This window comes from Cohnella sp. 56 (assembly GCF_037963805.1).
Taxonomy (GTDB): Bacteria; Bacillota; Bacilli; order Paenibacillales; family Paenibacillaceae; genus Cohnella.
On record NZ_JAZDQE010000005.1, the window covers coordinates 128,090 to 151,233 of the forward strand.

A 23,144-nucleotide genomic window follows, 5' to 3' on the forward strand; every position below is an offset into this window, starting at 1 on the left:
CCCATTCTAGCAAGGTCTTCCCGAACGGACAAGAACGAATAGTCGTCACTTTCCCCTAAATACGTTCCGCTTTTAATCCCTTAGGATGTGAGTAAGCCAGTGGCAGACGACAGAACGATATGAAAACGCTATCCGGAAGCGGTTTCGCCGGTCTCTGCAGAAGGGCTTGCTCAACATGGCATCGTATAAATGCTCAAAAGGTGCGGATCAGACAAAGGGAGGCATGAAGAATGGGAAGAAAAACGATGGGTCTGCTGTTTGCCGCGATGCTGGTGGTTACAGCTTGCTCCAACAATGGATCAAAAGAAAAGCCGGCAGCGAATACCGGGAGCCAAAACGCAGGCTCGGGCGATGCGGGGACGACTGCGAACGAGGCGGTCACGTACAACTTCGGCCGTAATATGGACCCGAATAACGACAACGTCGCGAAGCTGGAGAAGATTACCGGCGAGACGCTGGCGAACAACCGCTGGATTCAGCTGTTTAAGGAAAAGCTTAACATCGACGTGAAGTACAAGATGCTGTCCGACAGCACCTCGTATGACCAGAAGCTGAAGCTGGCCATGGCGTCCGACGACCTGCCCGACATGCTCCAGGTGGCCTCGACATCCGACCTCAAGCAGTTGATGGAAGCGGGCGCGCTGGAGGAAATGGGTCCGCTGTACGATCAGTACGGCTCCGACCTGCTGAAGAGCATTATTGAGAAGGAGACGAAGCGCGTCTTCGAGCCGGCGACACAGGACGGCAAGATCTACGCCATTCCGATGAAAATGCCTTCGACCAACGGATACAACCACTTGTGGATCCGCGAGGATTGGCTGACGAAGCTAGGGCTGGAGCGACCGAAGACGATGGACGATGTGCATGCGATTGCCAAAGCATTTGCGGCGCAGGACCCGGACGGAAACGGCAAAGCGGATACGCTGGGCCTCGAAATAGACAGCGACTTCCGGTATAACCTGCAGGGGCTGTTCTGGGGCTACGGCGCTTATCCAAACCCGAGCAACTGGATCGAGAAGGACGGCAAGGTCGTCCGCGGCGCAGTGCAGCCGGAAATGAAAGAACCGTTGCAGCTGCTGCAGACGATGTTCAAAGAAGGGCTGCTCGATAAGGAGTTCGGCACCAAGAACAACAACAAGGCGATGGAATCGGTCGTCGCGGGCAAGACGGGGATGTTCTACGGTCCCCACTGGATGGCGTTTACGCTCGACAAGCTGCGGCAGAACGATCCGAACGCGAAGTGGATCGTCGTTCCGCTGCCGACGAAGGACGGCGGACCGGCGAAGATTCCGCTGACGATCAGCACGGACGGCTACATGGTCGTGAAGAAAGGGACGAAGCATCCGGAGAACCTGGTGAAGATGTTTAACGTCTACGTGGATGCTCTGTACGGCGAGAATGCCGAGTTCGAGAAATACGGCTTCGGCGAAGGCGTGGACAACATCTGGCAGATGGCGCCGGTCTACACGCTTGATCCGATGATGGATCTCGAGGTGCATAAGCAGATGAAAAAAGCGATTGCCGACGGCACGACGGACCAACTGACGGGTACGGCGAAGAGCATCTACAAAAACATTCAGGACGGCATGTGGACGATGGATATGATGTTCGGGCCGACGAATACGCCGTTCGAATTTGTCGCCGCGTCTTACCCGGATCAAATTATGTGGAACGCCTATATGGGCGCGCCGACGTCCACGGAAGTGACGCGCGGCAGCTCGATGGATGAGCTGATCGTCACTACGCTCACCGGCATCATCCAAGGCAAGACGGAGGTCGGTGCGGGCTTTGATAAGATGGTCGACGAGTGGAATAAGCTCGGCGGCACGAAGGTAACCGAGGAAGTCAACGCGGCGCTGGGCAAATAAGGCAACCAGGCCGCATATGACGCTCGCAAGCGCCGCCAGCTCTGGCGGCGCTTTGCACGCCATCAAGCCGTTCGCAACCGAAGGGAGGCGGATTCATGAAAGCGGAAACGACATCCGTGACAAAGGAGGGAATCGGTGCCATGAGAGTAGGCTACAAGACGAAACGGGAGCTTCCGCTTCATTTCATGCTGCTTCCGGGACTGATCCTGATTCTGATTTTCGCATATGTGCCGATGGTCGGCGTCACGATTGCCTTCCAGCATTTTCTCCCGCTAAGGGGGCTGCTCGGAAATCAGGAATGGGTGGGCTTCGACAATTTCGATTATGTATTCTCCATTCCGAACATCTGGCAGGTCGTATGGAATACGCTGCGGATTGCCGTCCTGAAGATCGTCATGGGCATTATTGTTCCCATAACCTTTGCGCTGCTCTTGAACGAGATTCGCCTGCTGCTTTTCAAACGGATGACGCAGACGATCATCTATTTTCCCTATTTTTTGTCGTGGGTCATTCTGAGCGGCATTCTGATCGATATTCTGTCTCCGTCGTCCGGGATCGCCAACCAATTCCTCGGCGTGTTCGGCATCAAGCCGATCTATTTCCTCGGGGAGAACAGTTGGTTCCCCTATGTGATGGTGGCGTCGGACGTGTGGAAAACGTTCGGCTTCAACACGATCGTCTATCTGGCGGCCATCACGAGCATCGATCCATCGCTCTATGAATCCGCCGCGTCGGACGGAGCGGGCCGGATCCGGCAGACCTGGCACGTCACGCTGCCGGGCATGCACATGATCATCGTGCTGCTGATGGTGCTCAGCCTGGGCACCGTACTCGACGCCGGCTTCGACCAGATCTTCAACATGTACAGCCCGCAGGTGCTCCAGTCGGGAGACATTATCGACACGATGGTGTACCGGATGGGCCTGCTGCAGGCGCAGTACGGACCGTCGACGGCGGTCGGCCTGCTGAAGTCCCTCGTTTCGTTCATTCTGATTACGGTCTCGTATTGGATCGCGTACCGGCTGTTCAAATACCGGCTCTTCTAGGGAGGAAGCGACATGCTGACAAAACAAACCCGGGCGCAGAAGGTATTTAACGCGTTCAATTATACTTTCCTTATCGTCGTCTGCCTGCTGTGTCTCGTTCCGTTCATTCACATTCTGGCCCTGTCGCTCAGCGACAACGCAGCCGTCTCGGGCGGGCTCGTGAAGCTGTGGCCGGTCCGCTTTACGCTGGAGCCGTACCGGTACGTGCTGGATCGCGACGCTTTCTGGCGGGCATTCGGCATTACATTGCAGCGGGCGCTGCTTGGCACGGCCATCAACGTGATGCTCGTCATTCTGCTGGCCTACCCGCTCTCGAAGACGAAGGAGAAGCTGCGGACGCGGTCGCTGTACGTATGGGTGTTCTTTTTCACGATGCTGTTCAACGGCGGCCTGATTCCGTCCTATATCCTCATCAAGGAGCTCGGCATCATGAATACGCTGTGGGCGCTCGTGCTGCCGGGAGCGGTGACCGTGTTCAACGTAATCCTGATGCTGAATTTCTTCCGTCAGGTGCCGGAGGAGATGGAGGACGCCGCGAACATCGACGGCGCGAGCCACTGGCGCACGCTGTGGCAAATCTATGTTCCGGTGTCCATGCCGGCCATCGCCACAATTACGCTGTTCTGTCTGGTCGGGCACTGGAACTCGTGGTTCGACGGCTTGATTTTCATGCGCAACGCCGACAAGTACCCGCTGCAGAGCTACCTGCAGACCATTGTGGTGGAGTTCAACTTCCAGACGATGTCGGCGACAGAAGCGGAACGGCTGGCCAAGCTGAACGATCGGTCGGTCAAAAGCGCTCAGATGCTGGTGGCCGCCATCCCCATCCTGCTGGTGTATCCGTTCCTGCAGCGATATTTCGTCAGCGGCATCAGGCTCGGCAGTGTGAAAGGATAAGTCGGCGGATTCTGTGATTTTCGCTAAATACGAGAGGCTTTCCATGTTGTAGGATGGCAGATGACGAACTTAAACGCGAGGTGTAGACATGAAACTAAGCATAGCCGAAACGAAAGATCACTTCCTGGCAGAGGGCAGGCCCTTCTTCTATCTGGCCGATACCGTGTGGAACGCATTCACGAACGCGACGCTGGAGGAGTGGGAGGACTATCTCCGCTTCCGTGCGGCGCAGGGGTTCAATGCCGTACAGATCAGCATCCTGCCGATCATTCACGACATGTCGGGCGGCACGGACGAGCTGCCGCCGTTCGAGGCAAAGGCAGAAGGCGCCGGCTGGGACTTCCACAGCCCCGATCCCGCTTACTTCAAGAAGGCCGGCCGGATGCTGGAGATGGCTCGGGCGCACGGCTTCGTGCCGGCGCTCATCGTGCTGTGGGTCAATTATGTGCGGGATACATGGGCTGCCGGCATTCATCCGGAGTTCGTCATGCCGGATGAGGCGCTTCCCGGCTATATCGACACGGTGGTGCGGACACTCGGACCGAGCGAGCCGGTTTATCTGATCAGCGGCGACACGGACCTGCCGACCGAAGCGGCGTTCGGCATGTACCGGACGGCGATGGAGCTGTTGAAGAAGCGGCAGCCGGAAGCGCTGATCTCGTACCATCCGAAGCCGGGCCTGGAGCTGGACAGTCGGTTGATCGGGCATCCGGACTACGACTTCTATATGTACCAGCAAGGCCATTCGCCGGAGGCGCGGGCCGTGACGGGCGCCTCGTATCATTACGGACTGCCGGTGAAGCGACCGATCGTGAACGGGGAGCCGTATTACGAGGCGATCGGATATTTCAACCGCTATGGGCGGTTTAACGCGCCGGACATTCGCCGCTCGTTCTGGGAGAGCGTGCTGTCGGGCGCCAAGGCGGGCTTCACATACGGCGCGCATGGCGTCTGGTCGTGGCATAAGGCGGGTCAGACGTTCACCAGCGAGAAAGCCTGGGGAATGTCGGCGGACTGGCGGACAGCGCTGCTGCTGCCGGGAGCGGGAGACGTCGCCTACGGCAAATGGCTGCTCGAATCGTTCGGCCTGTTCGAGCTGGAGCCGGCGCAGCATCGGGTGCTGAAATACGCGGAGCATGTCACGATGGCGGCTTCGCCGGACGACGGCGTGATCGCGGTGTACATGCCTTACGATATGGGGACAAGGATTGAGGCGGACCTGGGCGGCTATGACGTCGACCTTCTGGAGCTGGGGACGCGAAGCGTGCTGAAGCCGTGCTTGCACATTGAAGGAGGCGTCACCGAGATCGCCATGCACGGACGCAACGCCGATGCGCTGCTGCTTGCGAGGAGGCGGAACCGGTGAGCGGCGGACGTGACGTCGTCCGGTCGACGTATCTCATCGAGACGCCGCATGCGCTGGGGCGTGCGGTGGAGGTGATGGCAGGCGAGCAATCGACCGGTACGTTCGTGGCCGTGCCCGGCGAGACCGACGAGGTGAAGACGCGAAGCGCGGCCCGTATTGTCGGCATCGAGGAACTGGAGCCGGTCCGCGAGCCGTCGCTGCCGGGGGCGAAGCTGCCCACGGCGTGGGACGGCTTGTACCGGCGCGGCAGGGTGACGCTTGAATTCCCGTTGCACAACTTCGGTCCGTCCATTCCGAACCTGATGGCGACGGTGGCCGGGAATCTGTACGAGCTGCAGGAATTCTCGGGCTTGCGGCTGCTCGATCTGGAGCTGCCTGAAGCGTTCTGCAGCCGGTATCGCGGCCCGAAGTTCGGCGTCGAAGGCACGCGCCGGCTGGCCGGCGTACATGGCCGTCCCATCATCGGCACGATCGTGAAGCCCAGCATCGGCCTTACGGTCGACGAGCTGCGGCTGCTGGTTCGGGAGCTGGCGGACGCCGGCCTCGACTTCATCAAGGACGACGAGCTCAATGCGAGCCCGACGTTCGCTCCGATCGAGGACAAGGTAGAGGCCGTCATGGAGGAGATCGAACGGGCGGCGGACCGGAAGGGCAAGAAGGTCATGTATGCCTTCAACATCACGGGCGACATCGACGAGCTGAAACGCCGTCATGACCTGGTGCACGCGCACGGCGGCACGTGCATTATGGTCAGCATCCAGAGCATCGGTCTGGCCGGGCTTGCGCATCTGAATGGCTACAGCGAGCTGCCGATCCACGGCCATCGCAACCAGTGGGGCATGATGACGCGCAGCCCGATGCTCGGCATGGAATTCGCGGCTTATCAGAAGCTGTGCCGGCTGGCGGGCGCGGATCATCTGCATGTGAACGCGCTGGACAGCAAGTTCTACGAAAGCAACGAATCCGTAATCCGCTCGGTCCGCGCGCTCCGAGAACCTTTTGCGGGCGGCGCGCATGCCTGCATGCCCGTCCTGTCGTCCGGCCAGTCGGCGGCGACGGCGGAAGATACGTACCGGCAGCTCGGCACGTACGACCTCATGAATATCGCGGGCGGCGGCATCATGGCACATCCGGACGGCCCGGCCGGCGGCGTGCGCAGCATGCAGCAGGCATGGAAAGCGGCGATCGCCGGCATTCCGCGCGAGACGTATGCGGAACGCCATGCCGAGCTGAGGCGGGCGCTGGAGACTTTTACCCGCAGAGGGTAAGGAAGGAACGATGGCGAAGATGACAAGTGAACTGCTGCTCAGCTATTATGCGGACGATTTCACCGGCTCGACGGATGTGATGGAGGCGCTGGCGCTGGGGGGCGTGCGAACTGTGCTGTTCCTCGCTCCGCCGTCCGCCGAGCTGCTTGAAGCCCGGTTCCGCGGCATTCGCGCGTTCGGCATCGCGGGTGTCAGCCGCTCGCTGAGCCCGGCGGAGATGGAGGCAGAGCTGGGGCCGGTGTTTGCCTGTTTGCATGCCTCCGGCACGCCTGTCGTTCATTACAAAATGTGCTCCACGTTCGATTCGTCGCCCGATATCGGCAGCATCGGCAAGGCGGCCGAGCTGGGACGCGCCGCGTTCGGCGGCGCGCATCCGATTCCGCTGCTCGTGGGCGCGCCCGCGCTTGGCCGTTACACGGTGTTCGGCAATCATTTTGCCAAGGGAGGAGAGACGGTGCACCGGCTCGACCGGCATCCGACGATGTCTCGCCACCCGGTGACGCCGATGGACGAAGCGGACCTGCGGATGCATCTGGCGAAGCAGACGAAGCTGTCCGTCGGGTTGATGGATATTCTGGCCATGGAAGGCGACGAAGCGTCGGCGGCGGAGCGGCTGAAGCGGCTGCTGGCGGAGGGACCGGAGCTGGTGCTGTTCGACGTGCTGGACGATGAGCGGCTGGAGCGCGCAGGAGCGCTGCTCTGGCAGGAGGCGGTGGAGCGGGACAGTCGGTTTGTCATCGGTTCGTCCGGCGTCGAATACGCGCTCTGCGCCCATTGGAGGCGGACGGGTCTAACGGAGCCGGACGTCACTCTGTTCGAGGCACGGGGACCCGTGAAGCAGCTGTTTGCCGTGTCGGGCAGCTGCTCGCCCGTGACGGAGGCACAGATCGGTTATGCGCTCGCGAACGGGTTCCGGGGCATCCCGGTCGACGTGGAGCGGCTGGTTGTGCCGGACGAGGCGGAGGCGTACCGCAGCAAGCTGCGGGAGGAGGCGCTGGCTGTGCTCGGAGACGGCAGCAGTCCGCTGCTTTACACCGCGCTGGGGCCCGAGAACCTTCAGACGGAGCGGCTGAGAAGCCGCATGGCGAACGCAGGCCACGCGTCGCTCGACACCGGCCGCCTGCTCGGCGAGCAACTCGGCAAGCTGACCCGGGAAGTCGTCGGCACGGCTGGTCTGCAGCGATTTCTGATCGCGGGCGGGGACACGTCGGGCTATGTGACACGGGAGCTCGGTATCTACGGGCTGGAATGCCTGATGCCGGTCGCCCCGGGCGGACCGCTCTGTCTGAGCCACGCGGAGAACCCGGCGTTCGACGGCAAGGAGCTGGCACTGAAGGGCGGCCAGGTGGGCACAGAAGATTATTTCGTGCGCGTGCGGGACGGAAGGTAAAAGCGGGTGCCGCTGGAAGGCGCACGGTGAATGGTGAGCGGCGAATCGTGGGCATGGCGTGCGAATAGCTGCAGTGCAGGTGCAACAGCGACAACTAGTCGTGAAAGGCGCAAAAGCCTTTGTTGATATGGACAGTCAAAACGGCGGGCGAATGACGACGGGAGGCAGGTGGCCGGAATGAAGGAGCCGGATACACGAAGCGATACGATGGGACGGGAGGACGCGCAACAATGCGTTGGAACGCTGAGGCCGCAGCAACTGGCCGCAACCTTGCTGCAGGCGGGGCCGGTTGAGGCTTTGTTCGCCGACGGAGGCCTGCGGTATATCAAGCTGGACGGGAACGAGATTGTAAGAGGCGTTTACGCGGCCGTCCGGGACAAAAACTGGGGCACGGTGCCGCCCGCGTTTACTGACCTGCAGGTGGAGCGCTACGGCGCCTCGTTTTGCGTCCGCTTTACGGCGGAACATGTCAACGACGAAATCGATTTTGTCTGGGACGGCCGGATTGAAGGCACGCCGGGCGGAACGGTGACGTTTGCCATGGACGGACGCGCGCGTCGCGCTTTCCTGCGCAACCGGATCGGCTTTTGCGTACTGCATCCGGTGACGCTGGCGGGCGAGCCCGTTACGCTCGAATCGCCGGAGGGCATTTGGACAAGCCGATTCCCGGAGCTGATCTCACCGGACAGTCCGTTCATCGGCTTCACGGGCATGCGGCACGGAACGGCCGGCGGCGAGCTGGAGCTGCGGTTCGAAGGAGACCGGTTCGAGACCGAGGATCAGCGCAATTGGACGGACGCGTCGTTCAAAACATTCTCCACCCCGCTCGCCATCCCGTATCCCGTTCTGGTGGAGAATGGCGAGATCGTGCGGCAGCGGGTAACGCTGCGGTTGGCAGATACGGCCGCGCAGTCAAGGAAAAGCGGCAGTGCGCAGGCCGGGGTTGCCGCGGCTGCCGGCTCCGACGCGACGAACGGCAGTGCGCAGGCGACGGTCGTCACCGTCGGCCCCGATGGAGTCGGCAGACTGCCGAAGTCGGGCGTAGGCTATGCGCCGGTACGGCAAGACCGGACGGACCGGGAGCTGGACCTGCTGGCGGCGCTTCGTCCGGCGCATCTTCATGTTCCGTTAAGGCTCGGGGAGCCCGGCTGGCTGGAGCTGCTGACCGGCGCCGCGGAGAGTGCGAACTTCTGTGGCGCCGAGCTGCTCATCGAGGCGATCGCGGCTGCCCGCGAGGGCAGCGATCGGACCGGGCAGCTGGAGGCGCTTGCCGAAGCGCTGCAGCCATACGCCGACACTGTGTGCGGTGTCACCGTATATCCCGAGGGCGGATTCGACACGACCCTCGCGCTGAACCGGCAGCTGGCGTCCGCTCTGGCAGCGGCAGGCGTGCGGCTGCCGATCGGCGGTGGTACGCGCGGCAACTTCGCCGAATTCAACCGGGCGGAGCTGCCGCTCGAAGACATGGATTACGCCGTCTACCCGATCAATCCGCAGATTCACGCGTTCGACGATGCGTCGATCATCGAGACGCTGGAGGCGCAGTCGGCGACCGTGCGGACAGCCAAGGCGAGGGCGGGTTCGCATTCGCTGCATGTCGGGCCGGTCACGTTCAAGCCGCGGGTGAATCCGTACGCGGCGAATGAAGTCGAAGCGGCCAAAACGGAGCGGCGCGAGAGCATGGAGGACGCCCGGCTGCGGACGCCGTTCGGCGCGGTCTGGACGCTCGGCTGCATCGCGCAGCTCGGTCAGGCAGGCGCGGACCGGATCACGCTCCACGAGGATGGCGGCACCCTCGGCCTCATGCCGGAAGGGGGCGCGTCGGTGTATCCCGTCTACGAGCTGCTGAAACTCGTGGGCGAGTGGGCGGGGGCCGAGCTGCTCGACGTGCGCGTCAACCGTCCGCTCGCCGCCGGCGCGCTGGCGTTGCGGCTGAACGGCCGCCGCAGGTTGATCGCGGCCAATTATACCGACGCGGAGCTGAGGGTCCATGTAGCGGGCGGGGAAGCAGATGCGCCGATCCGGAAGCTGACATTGGCGCCGTACGGCTTCGCCTGTCTGGACAGCGTTGACGGCGGGACCCGGACCGGCCGCGTGTGAATGATTGCGGTACAGCGGCCTTGCAGTCCTTGCCGATGCCGGGCACCGACAGCGGTATCCTGGATGCAGCGTGCGACGCGCTCGGGGCCAGGGAAGTAAGCTATTGTATGACTTCAAACGATACTATACGAGGGGGATGCGAGATGGAAAGTCGGACGATAGCGCTGATCGGCGCGGGGGGCAAGATGGGCTGCCGCATCGCGGACAACTTAAATAAAGGAAGCCATCGGACTCGTTATGTGGAGATCGGCGAGCGGGGCGTCGCGCGTCTCGCGGAGCGCGGACTCGCCACGACGGCGCAGAATGAAGCGGTGGCGAGCGCCGATATCGTCATTCTCGCCGTGCCGGACGTGGCGATCGGACGGATATCCGCGGGCGTCGTGCCGCAGATGCGAAGCGGCGCAATGCTGATCGTACTCGATCCGGCAGCCGCCTATCTGGACCAGCTGCCCATGCGGAACGACGTCACCTATTTCGTGACACACCCCTGCCACCCGCCTGTCTTCAACAACGAGACGACGAGCGAGGCCAAGCGCGATCTGTTCGGCGGCGTAGCGGCCAAGCAGGCGATCGTCTGCGCGCTGATACAGGGGCCGGAAGCGGATTATGAAGCAGGCGAGCGAATTGCGAGGGAGATGTACGCGCCGGTCATGCGTACCCACCGGATTACGGTGGAGCAGATGGCGGTGCTGGAACCTGCTATGGCGGAGACGGTCGGCGCGATGATGGCGACCGTGCTCGGCGAAGCGATGGAGGAGGCTGTCCGGCGCGGCGTGCCGTACGAGGCGGCGAAGGATTTTATGCTGGGGCACATCAACATCGAGCTCGCCATCGTGTTCGAGAAGGTCAACCCGTTCTCGGACGCCTGCCTCGTGGCGATCGAATACGGACGCAAGGCGATGATCAAGGAAGGCTGGCGGGAGTTGTTCCAGCCGGAGAGCATTCGCGAGCAGATCGATATCATGCTGCATCCCGAAAAGCTGCAAGCGTTGAAGACGGAGGGATAAGGACGGATGAAAGCTTGGAAGGTCGGACTGGTCGGCACCGGCTACTGGTCGGAGAAGCATCTGAGAGCGTGGAGCCGGATTCCCGGCGTCGAAGTGACCGCGTTGTGCAACCGGAGCCGGGAGAAAATGGAACGGCGCGCCGCCGAATTCGGTGTGCCGGCGGATGCGTTGTACACGTCGTTCGACGAGATGCTGGCGTCGGCCGACATTGATATCGTCGACATCGTGACCGGGCCGGAAACCCATCTGGCGTACGCGTCCAAAGCCGCCGCCGCGGGCAAGCATATCATGTGCCAGAAGCCGTTCGCGCCGTCGCTTGAGGAGGCGGAAGCGATCGTGGTCGCTGCGGAGGAAGCGGGCGTTCGGCTGATGGTGACGGAGAACTGGCGGTGGCTGCAGCCGTTCCGGACGATCAAGCGCGTGCTGGACGAGGGGCGGATCGGGACGGTCCGCATGGCGCGCTACGTGCACACCGACTATTACACGCCGCGCATGGCGCCGGGGGTTGCGATTCCGCAGCCTTTTTTCCGGGAGATGCCAAAGCTGCTCTTTTATGAGATGGGCGTACATTGGTTTGATACATGGCGGTTTCTGTTCGGTACGCCCGACCGGCTGTACGCGGAAGTGCAGCGCATCAGTCCGTTCATTGAAGGCGAGGACAGCGGGATCGTCGTGCTGGGGGCGAAAGGCTTCTTCGGCTTGCTCGACGCCAGCTGGGCAACCCGGCAGAAGCTCGATCGGCCGCTCGGCGAAGCGGTAGGTCCCGTTCACCTCGAGCAGCTTGTGATCGACGGCGAACGTGGCACGCTGAAGTACGACACATCCGGCCGTATCGCGGTCGTCTCCGCCGACGGATCCGGGGAGGAAACGATTTTGGAGACGTCGGAGCTCGATCACGAGGAGAGCCATTTCCGCCTGCAATCGCATTTCATTGATTGTCTGAACACCGGTGAACAGTTCCAGACGAGCGGGGCGGACAATCTGATCACGCTGCGGATGGCTTTCGGCGTCTATGAGAGCGCGGCAAGCCGGATGCCGGTCGCCATTAAAACTTTTCATAGGAAATAAACGGTATCATTTGTTCTTCCTGCACCGGCCAGCCCCTGCGAGTTTGTTCGACCTTGACAGGGATCCGGGATGGCGCAGGAAGGAGCACGATAACGATACGTCGAATACGGTCGAATACGGTGGCAGGCATCAACACCTGGCGAATCATCCGTACGCGTAGCCGACCACAACAACGCCGACACAAATAACAAGCGCTGAGCGTTCGAACCGCCTGCGCATGACCGGCCGGCCGCGGGCGAACGCGGCCGGCCGCTTGGCATGCCGTGAAGAGGGAGACGGACAGGCGTACGCAGCAGCGAAGTCGGCGGAGAAGCGGGAAGACCCGTTGCTCTTCGCGCCATGGTTTCGTCTAATGACATGGGTGGGAGTGCGATGGGGGCGGCTGGACGATGGGAGCATGTCGACAAGTGGAAAGGGACGGCCGGCATACACGGGATAGGACTGCATGTGCCTGGATTTACAGATGATTACAAATGTGATATCATAATAATATATAAATAATATTGCGAGAGGGGTATTCCCTGTGACTGAAAAAAGAGCCTGGCATATGAACGGATTTTTGGCGCTCTTGATCTGCCTGGCCTCGGCGGCCGGGGGAATCGCCCTCATGATTAACGGAGGCGACCGTCCGGACCCGGACGGCGGCATGATCGGACTCGGCGTGGCGCTGCTGCTGCTGGCGATGGTGATCTTGAGCTCTCTGACGATTGTTCAACCGAACCAGGCGAAGGTAATCACCTTTTTCGGAAGCTACATCGGCACGGTTTCGCGCAGCGGTCTGTGGATGGTGCTGCCTTTTACCGTCAAGAGACGGGTATCGCTCAAAGTCCGCAACTTCACGAGCAACACGCTGAAAGTAAACGACGCGGAGGGCAATCCGATCGAGATCGGGGCTGTCGTCGTATTCCGCGTGTCGGATACGGCGAAGGCGGTGTTCGACGTGGACGATTACGAGCGGTTCGTGGAGCTGACGAGCGAGACGTCGATTCGGCATACGGCGGCCAAGTACGCTTATGACACGTTTACCGACGAGCCCAGCCAATCGCTGCGGGGCAACTCGGACGAGGTCGCCTCGGAACTGTCGGCAGAGCTGCAGAACAGGCTGCATGTCGCCGGCATCGAGGTGCTCGAGACGCGGCTGACCCATCTGGCTTATGCGCCGGAGATCGCCAGCGCCATGCTGCAGCGGCAGCAGGCGATCGCGATCATCGCAGCCAGAGCCAAGATCGTCGAAGGCGCCGTCTTCATGGTGGACGCCGCGCTGCGGCAGCTCGTGGAGAACGGCATAGAGCTCGATGCCGAGCGGCGCGCGGCGATGATCAACAATCTGATGGTAGCGGTCGTGTCCGACCGGGCGGCGACGCCCGTCATCAACACGGGCACGCTGTACGGCTGAGGATGGCCCGGGATGTCATCCAAACCGAAGAAGGCGTATCCGCTGCGCCTCGATTCAGAGCTGTACGAGGCGATCGAGAAGTGGGCGGCGGACGAGTTCCGCAGCGTCAATGCGCATATGGAATATTTGCTGCGGGAAGCGCTGCGCAAGGCGGGCAGACTCAAGAAGGGACCGGCGGCGCCCGAGTCCGAGGACGGATAAAGCGGGCGCGCCGCACGGAGCGTCCGCAAGGCACATAGAGACATAGGCGAACCGGAGAAGGGCGATTCCGGTTCGCCTATGTTTTTTTGCCGAAGGGATGTCAAACGCCCAGCTCCTGCATAGGATGTAAGGATTGCGCGGGGCGGCAGCCTGCACGCGAGAGTCCAGCCATCGGGAGGGAACCGAGTGAAGATCCATATTGCCAAGAGTGGAGATACGCTGTACAACTTGGCCAAGAAATACGGCGTGTCGCTTGATGAGTTGATCGCCGCCAACACCGACATTGCGAACCCGGACGAGATCGCGGTGGGCGCCAAGATCCGCATTCCGAAGCCGGGTCAGAAGACGTACGAGATCGCCCAGGAGCACACGGTGCAGCAGGGCGATACGATGTGGAAGCTGTCCAAAGCCTATCAAGTGCCACTCGCCGACTTGATCGCGGCCAATCCGCAGATCGTCAATCCGAGCGCGCTGCTGACGGGCCAAGTCATTCACATTCCGAAGCTGCCGGCCGAAGGCGCAGAGGCCGGGTCCGGCATGCACCATCATCACGGAGGCAAGCCGGATACTGCCGCGATGCCGGCAGCTGGCGGGAAGCCGAACACGGCCGTCATGCCGGCCGCGGAAGAGAAGCCGAGTACGGCTGTCCTGCCGGCTGCCGAGGCCAAGCCGAACACGGCGCCGGTCGCTCCGGTCGTCGAAGCGCCGCCAGAGATCGTGCTGATCGAAGCGCCTGCACCTGCACCGGCACCGGCACCGGCACCCGTATCCTATGCGCCGTCCGTACAGCCGGTACAAGAGTCCCAAGCGTATCCGATGTACATGACGACCTACGAGAAAACCTCGGATCTGTTCCTGCAAATTCCTCAGCCAGCCATAGAGGCGACGGCGCAGCCGGCATACGGCTATGGGCAACAAGCGGTATCGCCTGCCTCGGCTCACGATGGCGGTCACGGATACGGATATGGTGAAGTACAGGGTGCAAGCGCAGGACCTGTCTCTCACGGCTATGGATACGCGGGCTCGTCTGTCAGTCCGGCGTCCATGAGTCCGCAAGGCAGCGGGTATGCCGGAGCAGCGCTCAGCCCGGCATCCTTGAACCCGCAAGGCAGCGGATACTCTGCACCAGCGCTTGGCCCGGCCGCAGTCGGTCCCCAAGGCTACGGTATGGTCAATGCCGCAAGCACCGGTTACGGCTATCATCCGGCGGTGTCGCCTGCGAACATCCAGCCCTATGCAGGCGGTCCGTGCGTTGACGGCATCGGCCCGCTCGTAGGCGGAATACCTGCCTACCCCGGTCAGCTCGGCGGACTTGAGGGCGGTATTCCGGGTCACCTCGGAGGACTCGAGGGCGGACTTCCCGGCAACCTGGGCGGCCTGCAAGGCGGCATTCCCGGCAACCTCGGCGGTTTGCAGGGAGGCATTCCGGGCTATACGGGGCAGCTAGGCGGTCTTCAAGGCGGTATTCCGGGCAACCTTGGAGGGCTTGAGGGCGGCATTCCCGGCAACCTCGGCGGTTTGCAGGGAGGCATTCCGGGCTACGCAGGTCAGCTTGGCGGCTTGCAAGGCGGTATTCCGGGTAATCTCGGAGGACTCGAAGGCGGCATCCCCGGCAATCTCGGCGGGATCGGCGGCCTGCCCGCAGCGCCGCTCGGTTGGGCGCCCTCGAACTGTCACCCGTGCGCAGGTACCCCTGTATCGCCCGCGCAGGCGGCCGCATACGGTTATCCGAACATGGTCATGCCGGTTCAAGCAGCGGCCGAATCGCCGGCATCCTCCTATGCGGCGGGACCCGTTTCCCCTGCGTCCGTCGCGCCTGCGACTGCCGGCGGCTACAATTACGGATATGCCGCGCCGGTTGTGATGGGCACCAGCGCGCAGCCCTATGAGGGCGCCTATTCGCAGCCTTACCGCGACGGCTTCGGCTACGTCCAGTATCCGCTGTCGAACGGCGCAGGCCCGGACATCTACAACCGCGATCTGATCTATGCGGGAGCGGGCGCCGCAGATGAAGCGCAGTTCGCGGACGATGAGGCTGAAGCAGAGTCCGAGTCCGAGAATGCGGTCGTCGGTCGTTCCAAGCCTCGCGTCGGTGTCGCTCAAGCATCCAAGTCCCACAGCGGCTCCAAAGGCGGTGCATCTGCTGCCAAGCGCGCTTCATCGGGAACGGGACGCCAGGTACGCGTAGCCTCGATCTCGGCTCCCAAGCACAGGAAAAGCCTGCCCTGGATGAAATGGTAGAAGCTGATGCATAAGCCCGAGAGTGCCGGATCACACTAGGCTTAAAAAGCCGAAAAGAAGGGATCTCGGTGCTCGGGAATCGAATGCGTCAATGGATGAAGCGATTAAAGCGCCAGAAGCGCCATGTATTGTCCTTGGGGGTATGGACTGCCGCCGTGCTCACGGCGGCAGTCGCGCTGGCCGTGTCGAAGCCGTACCTCGAGCAAGCGGACGTCCCGGCTGATGCGGCGGCGGCTTGGGCGGACGAGCGGACTACGCTCGTCTCGTTCGAAGACCCGCATTCGCAGCGGGGGAGAGCGATTGCGGCGCTCGCGGCCTATGACGGCGAGATCGAGGTCGTGCTGCAGCGAACATACGTATGCGGCGAAGAGACGCGCAAGCTCGGCACCTTGTCTTCGGAAGAAGCGATGGCGCTGCTGAAGGCGCACCGGGACTGGAGTGCGACGCTCAAAGATGCGGGCAGGCTCGTCATGTTCGAGTCTGTGGACGAGCTGTCCGCCGCCTGCAGAGCATCCGCCCGAATCGGAGTGGACAAGCTCGGCTATCTGTCCTTGTTCGACGGACCGGTCCGCAAGGACAAGGTCATTCGGACCTTTTTCCATATGGACATCAAGGCGTTGGAGAGCGGTGTGTCTCCTCAAGAACTCCAACAGCTGTACGAGGGTCTGCCGCTCGGCGACGATAACGACTATCACCAGGTCGTCAGTCGACTCAGCGCATATGCGAGCAAGTTGGACGGAGACATCCAACAACCCTGATTGCACCAAAACGATGCGCCATCGCCGCCGTGCGCGCACCAGCCCCGCCCGCTGCCGCAATGGTGCACCAAAGCGGTGCACCATCGTCCCGGCCTGCCAGACCTCCCCGATACGAGCACCGTTGTGCACATCGGGCTTCAGCCCGTTCACCCCCAATGCTGTCAGGTTAAGGATCCTGTCGCTCCCCGGCGCGTGGTCTTCATGAATGTATTGTGCTTGGTCTGTTTGTTGAGTATGAACGAGCGATCCTGGACGACAGGGATGCGGCTACGTTGAAGTTCTTCCCCAAACCATTCATGCAACACATCCTTAAAAGGGGAGATAACTGCCAAACCGCAGTTATTTTCTCCTGCGCCAGGACATCTGGCGGCGATAACTGCATTTATACAGTTATTTTCGAGTCTGAGCCGGATGACGGTCGATTTTCGCGAGATTAACTGTATATTCGCAGCTATCGCTCCGATAAATGCCGCCACCACGGAGATTAACTGTATATTTGCAGCTAACCTGACAACATTGCGTTCACCCCTCCTCACACTCCGATTTTCAACCGGCAAGCACGCCATCGGTACACCCCGCGCGTCCCTCAACTTCACTCTCACAATCTTTCCCTCTCACTCGGCGCGGATCGCGCTTCGACGCCCGGGTCTGCGCCGCCCCGCCGACGTTTCGGCAAATGCGCTGTTTCCTGTTCGGCTTTCTGTTCTCATCTCCTTCTTCATTTGGTATAATCAAGTCATCTGTCAGAAGGACACAGGAAGCGGGGGAGCCCACATGCGGGTTCTGGGAATCGACCCCGGCATCGCCATCATGGGATTCGGATTTATAGACAAGATCGGCCACCGGCTTGTGCCGGTGCAGTACGGGAGCATCCAGACGACGCCGGAGACGGCCCAGGAGGTCCGACTCCAACAGATTTACGAATCGTCGTGCAAGCTGCTGGACGAGTATCGACCGGAGACGGTCGCCGTGGAGAAGCTTTTTTTCAACAAAAACGTAACGAACGCCTTCAGCGTCGGGCAGGCTCGCGGCGTCCTCATGCTCGCTGCGGCGCAGCGCGGCATCCCGATCGGCGAATACACGCCGATGCAGGTCAAGCAGGCGGTCGTCGGCTACGGCGGCGCGGAGAAGAAGCAGGTGCAGGAGATGGTGAAGCGTCTGCTCGGGCTTGCCAGCGTCCCCAAGCCGGACGACGTGGCGGATGCGCTGGCGGTGGCGATCTGTCACGCGCATGCGAGCGGCATGAGTCAACTGATGAACGGAGCGACGCGCAGGTGATCGATTATCTGAAGGGCTATGTAGCCCATATCGAATTGGAATATGTCGTGCTCGACGTGCGCGACGTTGGCTATCGGGTGTTTACGCCGAATCCGTACGGCCTGGCGAGGAGCGAAGAACAGGTGCAGCTGTTCATCCATCACCATGTCCGCGAGGACGCGATCCAGCTGTTCGGCTTCACGACGCGCGAGGAGCAGAGTCTTTTCCGCAAGCTGCTGGAGGTGTCCGGCATCGGTCCGCGCGTAGCGCTGGGTGTGCTGGCAGGGGGACGGCCAGAGTCGGTCGTCGCGGCCATCCAGCAGGAAAATCTGACGTTCCTCACCAAGCTGCCCGGCATCGGGAAGAAGACAGCCCAGCGCATGGTGCTCGACTTGAAGGACAAGCTGGGAGCGACTTTCGAGGCGGGGGGACTCGGCCTGACGGTTGCCGAGCGGCTCTCGCTGCCCGACGACGGCCATGCCTCGTGGGCGGCCGCGCGCGAAGCGCTGGCCGGACTCGGCTATCGGGACGCCGAGCTGGACAAGGCCTGGACGGCGCTGCGGGACAAGATCAAGCCGGACGATTCGCCGGATGTGCTGATGAAGCTGGCGCTGCAGCAGCTGTTCGCGGGATAAAGAGCGGGAGAGGGGGACGCACAGGTGGAGGACCGCATCGTGACCGCTCATTTGATGATGGAGGACCGGCAGGCGGAGCTGAGCCTGCGTCCGCGTTATTTGAACGAATATATCGGTCAGTCGCAAGTGAAGGACAACTTGAAGATCTACATCGAGGCCGCCAAGCTCAGGCAGGAGGCGCTGGACCACGTGCTGCTGTACGGCCCGCCGGGTCTGGGCAAGACGACGCTCTCGAACATTATCGCCAACGAGCTCGGCGTCAGCATCCGTACGACCAGCGGGCCCGCGATCGAGCGCCCGGGCGACCTGGCCGCCATTTTGACGAATCTTCAGGAAAACGACGTGCTGTTCATCGATGAGATCCACCGGCTGCACCGGACCGTCGAAGAGGTGCTGTACCCGGCGATGGAGGACTTCGCGCTGGACTTCGTCATCGGCAAGGGGCCGAGCGCCAGGTCGGTGCGGCTGGACCTGCCGAAGTTCACGCTGATCGGGGCGACGACGCGCGCGGGCCTCCTGTCGGCGCCGCTGCGCGACCGCTTCGGGGTCGTCAGCCGCCTTGAGTTCTACACCGAGGACGAACTCGCCTTCATCGTATCGCGCACGAGCGATCTGCTCGGCGTCGATATTATCGGCGAGGCGTCCCGGGAGATCGCGCGCAGGGCGCGGGGAACGCCGCGTATCGCGAACCGGCTGCTCAAGCGGGTGCGCGACTACGCGCAGGTGCGCGGCGACGGCATCATCACCGAGCAGCTGGCGCACGAGTCGCTCGAGCGCCTGCAGGTCGATCCGATGGGCCTGGACGCCATCGACCACAAGCTGCTTCAGGCGATGATCTCCCGCTATCGCGGCGGTCCCGTCGGCGTGGACACGATCGCGGCGTCGATCGGCGAGGAGAGCCAGACGATCGAGGACGTGTACGAGCCGTACCTGCTGCAGATCGGCTTCCTGCAGCGCACGCCGCGCGGCCGCGTCGCGACGTCGGCCGCGTACAGTCATCTGGGGCTGCCCATGCCGGAGCAGCCGTGAGCGCCGGATCTGCCGGCGGCAGGCGCGTCCTGACGGTCTACTACGACGGCGAGTGCAACCTGTGCCTGGCGGCCGTGGATCGTTTGAAGCGGCTGCATACGCGCTCGGAGCTGCGGTTCGTGACGCTTCAATCCGTGCCACCGGGCAGCGTCGGAAGCGTGGGCTCACGTTCGCCGCAAGCGGGCGCCGACGATCACCTGTCGCAGATGCTGGTGAAGGACGAATCCTCGGGCACGGTAGCGGGCGGCTCAGAGGCGGTGCTGCTGCTGCTCATGGATATGCCGCGTCTCGCTTGGCTCGGACGGCTCGGCAGCCTGCCGGGCTTGCGGGGAGTCAGCCGGACCGGATACAGGCTGATCGCCAAGTACCGCTATCGGCTGTTCGGAAAAACCGACGGATGCAAGGACGGAACGTGCAGGATCGGACCGCATTCCTAATCTCACATACGGAGGAACTCCATGACTTTTATGAATCGACGGACCGCGCTTGCTGCGGCCGCCGTCGTCCTGCTCGGATGGGCGGGGGCGGGCGGATCGACGACGAATGCCGCTCAGGTGCCCGATACGATACGCGTCGCCTTGTTTCTGGATCTCGGGTCCAAGTATCAATCCACGACACCTGTCGTGACGCTCGTAGCCGCCGGCAGGCTCGGCGTGGCGTGGACCGGCGGCCAGGGCGGCATCGACTATCCGGCGCCGGGAGGCGTGGTCCGCTTTGCGGTAGACAGCTACAGAGCCATGCTGTTTGAGACGGAGGATTATCAGGCGGCGCTGACGACGCTCAAGAAGGTCCAGGCCTCCTCCAAGGCCGGCTTCGTCACCAAGCTGAGCAAAAAGGGAAAAATCGTGTATCAAGTGTCCGAGGGCGTATACAACACGGCGGCTGCGGCGCAGGCGGCCTTGTCCAAATTTGCTGGCGCGGCGGGAGGTCAGATTACCCTGACCCAGCCCTTCGTCGCCGGTCCGCTCGCTGTCGAGGCGGGACCCTATGCCAGCCTCGCCGAGGCTGCTGCCGCGGCGGTCCAGTTCGGCAACGCGGGCTTCGACGCCTTCGTCGCCGCGAAGCCTTCGCCGGGCGGCACCGCGTACGCGGTGCGCGTCGGTCAGGCCGCCAGCGCGGCGGAGCAGGCCAAGCTCCAGGCGGCCGCCGCCGCTGCAGGCTTCAGCGTACAAGTACCGGCAGCAGATACGCCGTACGTCGTCGTCCGGGACGATGTGACCTATACGTTGTCCGCCGCATCCTCCGCGCCGCTCTATGCGCTGTCCGCCTCGGGCAACGTTACCCTGCAGGCGGATTTGCAGGGCGAGAGCGGCATTCAGGTCGTCGAGCGCAGCAAAAACAAATATCGCGGCAGCATGCAGATCAGCGTGCTGAACAACAATCTGGCGCTCGTAAACGTGGTCGGGCTCGAGCCGTATCTCTACTCCGTCGTCGGCGCGGAAGTCGGCGCGAGCTGGCCGCTCGAAGCGCAGAAGGCGCAGGCCGTAGCGGCCCGTTCCTATGCGCTGGCGGGCGGGGTGGCCTATCAGATCGCCGACGTCGTCGACAATACATACAGCCAGGCCTACAACGGGCTCTCCTCGGAGAATGCGAATTCCACGGCCGGCGTGCAGGCGACCGCAGGCGAAGTCATGACCTACGGCGGCAAGATCATCACCGCCATGTTCGGCGCGAGCGCCGGAGGCGTCACGGCCGATCCGCTCGAATATGCGGGGAATATCATTCCCTACTATGCATCGGCAGTGAAAAGCCCGGACGACGGCATTCAGGCGGGCAAGCTCGATTGGTACAGGGTCGCGCTGGACTCCGGAACGGTCGGCTATATCCGCAGCGATCTGCTGGCTGACCGCGGGCAGAAAAACGAAGCCGGGCTCGCCATGCTGACGGTGACCGGGGACAATGTCCAGGTTCGTCCGAGCCCGCGGGTGCAGACCGACGTCCAGCCGGTCGCGTCCGTCAACTCCGGCACGCTCGTGCTGTCGCTCGGCAAGACGCCGGAGTATACGAACAACAGCTGGGTCGAGGGACCGTTCGCTCCGGACAAGCTGCTCGCGACGATCAATGCGAAGCTGTCCGACAAGAACAAGATCCAGGGCCCGCTCCGCACGCTGGAGGTGTCGGAGACGGGAGCATCGGGGAGAGTGATCCGGCTCAAGGCGAACGGCACGACCGTCCAGCTCTACGGCGACAGCTGGCGCAGCGCGCTCGGCGGCGTCAAGAGCACCCTGTTCACGATCGAAGAGACGGCGCGCGCGACGATTGTCGGGGCGGACGGAGCGAGCCGCGAAGTGCCGGACGGCACGGGTGCGCTCCAGGTGCTCGGGGGTGACGGCGCGGTGCGTTCGGCCGACTCGGCCGGGGGCGCGATGATCGTCATGAACGGCGCGGGCCAGGTCCGCGCGATGACTGCATCCCCGCAGTTCATCATTCAAGGAACCGGATTCGGTCACGGCCTCGGCATGTCCCAGTGGGGAGCCAGAGGCCTGGCCGAGCAAGGGTATGACTACAAGAGCATCCTGCAATACTATTACAAGGATATTAAGTTCGAGAAGGATGGCGCTTCATGAATGTCGGCGATTACGATTTTGAACTGCCCGAGGCGCTGATCGCGCAGACGCCGCTGACCGACAGGACGGCTTCGCGGCTGCTCGTGCTGCACAGGGACGACGGCCGCGTCGAGCATCGTTCCTTCAAGGATCTGGCGGAATATCTGGTGCCGGGGGATACGCTTGTCCTCAACGATACAAAGGTGATCCCGGCCAGATTGTTCGGGCGCAAGGCGGACACGGGCGCCAAGGCGGAGGTACTGCTGCTCAAGCCGCTTGGCGATGACCGGTGGGAGGCGCTGGTGCGTCCCGGCAAAAAACTGCACAAAGGCGCGGAGATCCACTTTGGCGAATCCGGAGAAGGTTTGAAACCGTTGCTCGCCGCCGTCGTAGAAGAAGAAGGCGAAATGGGTGCGCGTACGATTCGTTTTCGGTATGACGGCATATTTAACGAAATTCTCGATCGGCTCGGGGAGATGCCCCTGCCCCCGTACATCAAGGAGAGATTGGAAGACCGGGATCGCTATCAGACGGTGTACGCACGCAACGAGGGTTCTGCGGCGGCTCCGACGGCGGGTCTTCATTTTACCGGCGATTTTCTCGAAAAGCTTGAGGCGCGCGGCATCCGCATATGCCGTGTGACGCTGCATGTCGGTCTCGGCACGTTCCGGCCGGTAGCCGTCGACGATGTGCTTGAGCACAAGATGCATGAGGAATGGTACGCCGTCGATGCGGAAAATGCAGAGCTGCTCAACAGAGCCAGACGGGAAGGGACGCGGATTGTTGCGGTCGGCACGACGTCCGCGCGGACGCTTGAGACGCTTGGCCAACGCTTCGGCGACGCTTCGATCGAACCGTGCAGCGGATGGACGGGCATCTTCATCTACCCCGGCTATGCATTCAGGCTCGTATCGGCGCTGCTGACGAACTTCCATCTGCCGAAGTCGACGCTCGTCATGCTCGTCAGCGCGTTGGCCGGCCGGGAGGCCGTACTGTCCGCCTACCGCGAAGCCGTCTCGGCCGAATACCGTTTTTTCAGCTTCGGAGACGCCATGTTCATCACCTAAGAAG

The 23,144-nt window shown here is 62.3% G+C and carries 19 protein-coding genes; all 19 read left to right on the top strand.

The features are described from left to right. Positions 1 to 230 precede the first annotated feature (230 nt). The 19 genes from VQ071_RS11260 to queA all read left to right on the top strand — a co-directional run bounded on the left by VQ071_RS11260 (position 231) and on the right by queA (position 23,140). Positions 231 to 1,868, top strand: a complete 1,638-nt coding sequence (locus tag VQ071_RS11260; protein ID WP_340514098.1) for an extracellular solute-binding protein — start codon at positions 231 to 233, stop codon at positions 1,866 to 1,868. Between the two features lie 140 nt (positions 1,869 to 2,008). Beyond that, positions 2,009 to 2,914, top strand: a complete 906-nt coding sequence (locus tag VQ071_RS11265) for an ABC transporter permease (RefSeq protein ID WP_340514099.1) — start codon at positions 2,009 to 2,011, stop codon at positions 2,912 to 2,914. A gap of 12 nt (positions 2,915 to 2,926) precedes the next feature. Further along, entirely contained in the window at positions 2,927 to 3,811 is an 885-nt protein-coding gene (locus VQ071_RS11270; protein WP_340514100.1) for a carbohydrate ABC transporter permease, read from the top strand. Between the two features lie 88 nt (positions 3,812 to 3,899). Continuing rightward, positions 3,900 to 5,177: an apiosidase-like domain-containing protein gene (locus VQ071_RS11275; protein WP_340514101.1), complete on the top strand. Its 1,278-nt coding sequence runs from the start codon at positions 3,900 to 3,902 to the stop codon at positions 5,175 to 5,177. Beyond that, complete coding sequence (locus VQ071_RS11280; RefSeq protein ID WP_340514102.1) at positions 5,174 to 6,445, top strand: ribulose-bisphosphate carboxylase large subunit family protein; 1,272 nt, start codon at positions 5,174 to 5,176, stop codon at positions 6,443 to 6,445. Before VQ071_RS11275 ends, VQ071_RS11280 begins: the two co-directional genes overlap by 4 nt. Before the next feature lie 10 nt (positions 6,446 to 6,455). Next, complete coding sequence (locus VQ071_RS11285) at positions 6,456 to 7,835, top strand: four-carbon acid sugar kinase family protein (RefSeq protein WP_340514103.1); 1,380 nt, start codon at positions 6,456 to 6,458, stop codon at positions 7,833 to 7,835. Positions 7,836 to 8,012: 177 nt separating this feature from the next. Beyond that, positions 8,013 to 9,935, top strand: a complete 1,923-nt coding sequence (locus tag VQ071_RS11290; protein WP_340514104.1) for a hypothetical protein — start codon at positions 8,013 to 8,015, stop codon at positions 9,933 to 9,935. Between the two features lie 143 nt (positions 9,936 to 10,078). Next, on the top strand, positions 10,079 to 10,942 hold the full coding sequence (locus VQ071_RS11295; RefSeq protein WP_340514105.1) for a phosphogluconate dehydrogenase C-terminal domain-containing protein: 864 nt from the start codon (positions 10,079 to 10,081) through the stop codon (positions 10,940 to 10,942). 6 nt (positions 10,943 to 10,948) lie between these two features. Beyond that, positions 10,949 to 12,010, top strand: coding sequence for a Gfo/Idh/MocA family protein (locus VQ071_RS11300; RefSeq protein WP_340514106.1), 1,062 nt, complete (start codon positions 10,949 to 10,951; stop codon positions 12,008 to 12,010). A gap of 523 nt (positions 12,011 to 12,533) precedes the next feature. Continuing rightward, positions 12,534 to 13,406, top strand: a complete 873-nt coding sequence (locus VQ071_RS11305; protein ID WP_340514107.1) for an SPFH domain-containing protein — start codon at positions 12,534 to 12,536, stop codon at positions 13,404 to 13,406. A 12-nt stretch (positions 13,407 to 13,418) separates the two neighbouring features. Next, positions 13,419 to 13,607, top strand: a complete 189-nt coding sequence (locus VQ071_RS11310) for an Arc family DNA-binding protein (protein WP_340514108.1) — start codon at positions 13,419 to 13,421, stop codon at positions 13,605 to 13,607. A 186-nt stretch (positions 13,608 to 13,793) separates the two neighbouring features. Further along, positions 13,794 to 15,848 carry a LysM peptidoglycan-binding domain-containing protein gene (locus VQ071_RS11315; protein WP_340514109.1) on the top strand — a complete coding sequence of 685 codons (2,055 nt, stop codon included), beginning with the start codon at positions 13,794 to 13,796 and terminating at the stop codon, positions 15,846 to 15,848. A 95-nt stretch (positions 15,849 to 15,943) separates the two neighbouring features. Beyond that, positions 15,944 to 16,606, top strand: a complete 663-nt coding sequence (locus VQ071_RS11320) for a BofC C-terminal domain-containing protein (protein WP_340514110.1) — start codon at positions 15,944 to 15,946, stop codon at positions 16,604 to 16,606. Positions 16,607 to 17,380: 774 nt separating this feature from the next. After that, positions 17,381 to 17,884, top strand: a complete 504-nt coding sequence (gene ruvC / locus VQ071_RS11325) for a crossover junction endodeoxyribonuclease RuvC (protein ID WP_340514111.1) — start codon at positions 17,381 to 17,383, stop codon at positions 17,882 to 17,884. Next, complete coding sequence (ruvA, locus tag VQ071_RS11330) at positions 17,881 to 18,498, top strand: Holliday junction branch migration protein RuvA (protein ID WP_340514112.1); 618 nt, start codon at positions 17,881 to 17,883, stop codon at positions 18,496 to 18,498. The genes ruvC and ruvA overlap by 4 nt, the downstream gene beginning before the upstream one ends. A 24-nt stretch (positions 18,499 to 18,522) precedes the next feature. After that, positions 18,523 to 19,527, top strand: coding sequence for a Holliday junction branch migration DNA helicase RuvB (gene ruvB, locus VQ071_RS11335; RefSeq protein WP_340514113.1), 1,005 nt, complete (start codon positions 18,523 to 18,525; stop codon positions 19,525 to 19,527). Further along, on the top strand, positions 19,524 to 19,964 hold the full coding sequence (locus VQ071_RS11340) for a thiol-disulfide oxidoreductase DCC family protein (RefSeq protein ID WP_340514114.1): 441 nt from the start codon (positions 19,524 to 19,526) through the stop codon (positions 19,962 to 19,964). The genes ruvB and VQ071_RS11340 overlap by 4 nt, the downstream gene beginning before the upstream one ends. Positions 19,965 to 19,985: 21 nt before the next feature. Then, positions 19,986 to 22,094, top strand: coding sequence for a SpoIID/LytB domain-containing protein (locus VQ071_RS11345; protein WP_340514115.1), 2,109 nt, complete (start codon positions 19,986 to 19,988; stop codon positions 22,092 to 22,094). Beyond that, positions 22,091 to 23,140: a tRNA preQ1(34) S-adenosylmethionine ribosyltransferase-isomerase QueA gene (queA, locus tag VQ071_RS11350; RefSeq protein WP_340514116.1), complete on the top strand. Its 1,050-nt coding sequence runs from the start codon at positions 22,091 to 22,093 to the stop codon at positions 23,138 to 23,140. Before VQ071_RS11345 ends, queA begins: the two co-directional genes overlap by 4 nt. Positions 23,141 to 23,144: the final 4 nt, after the last annotated feature.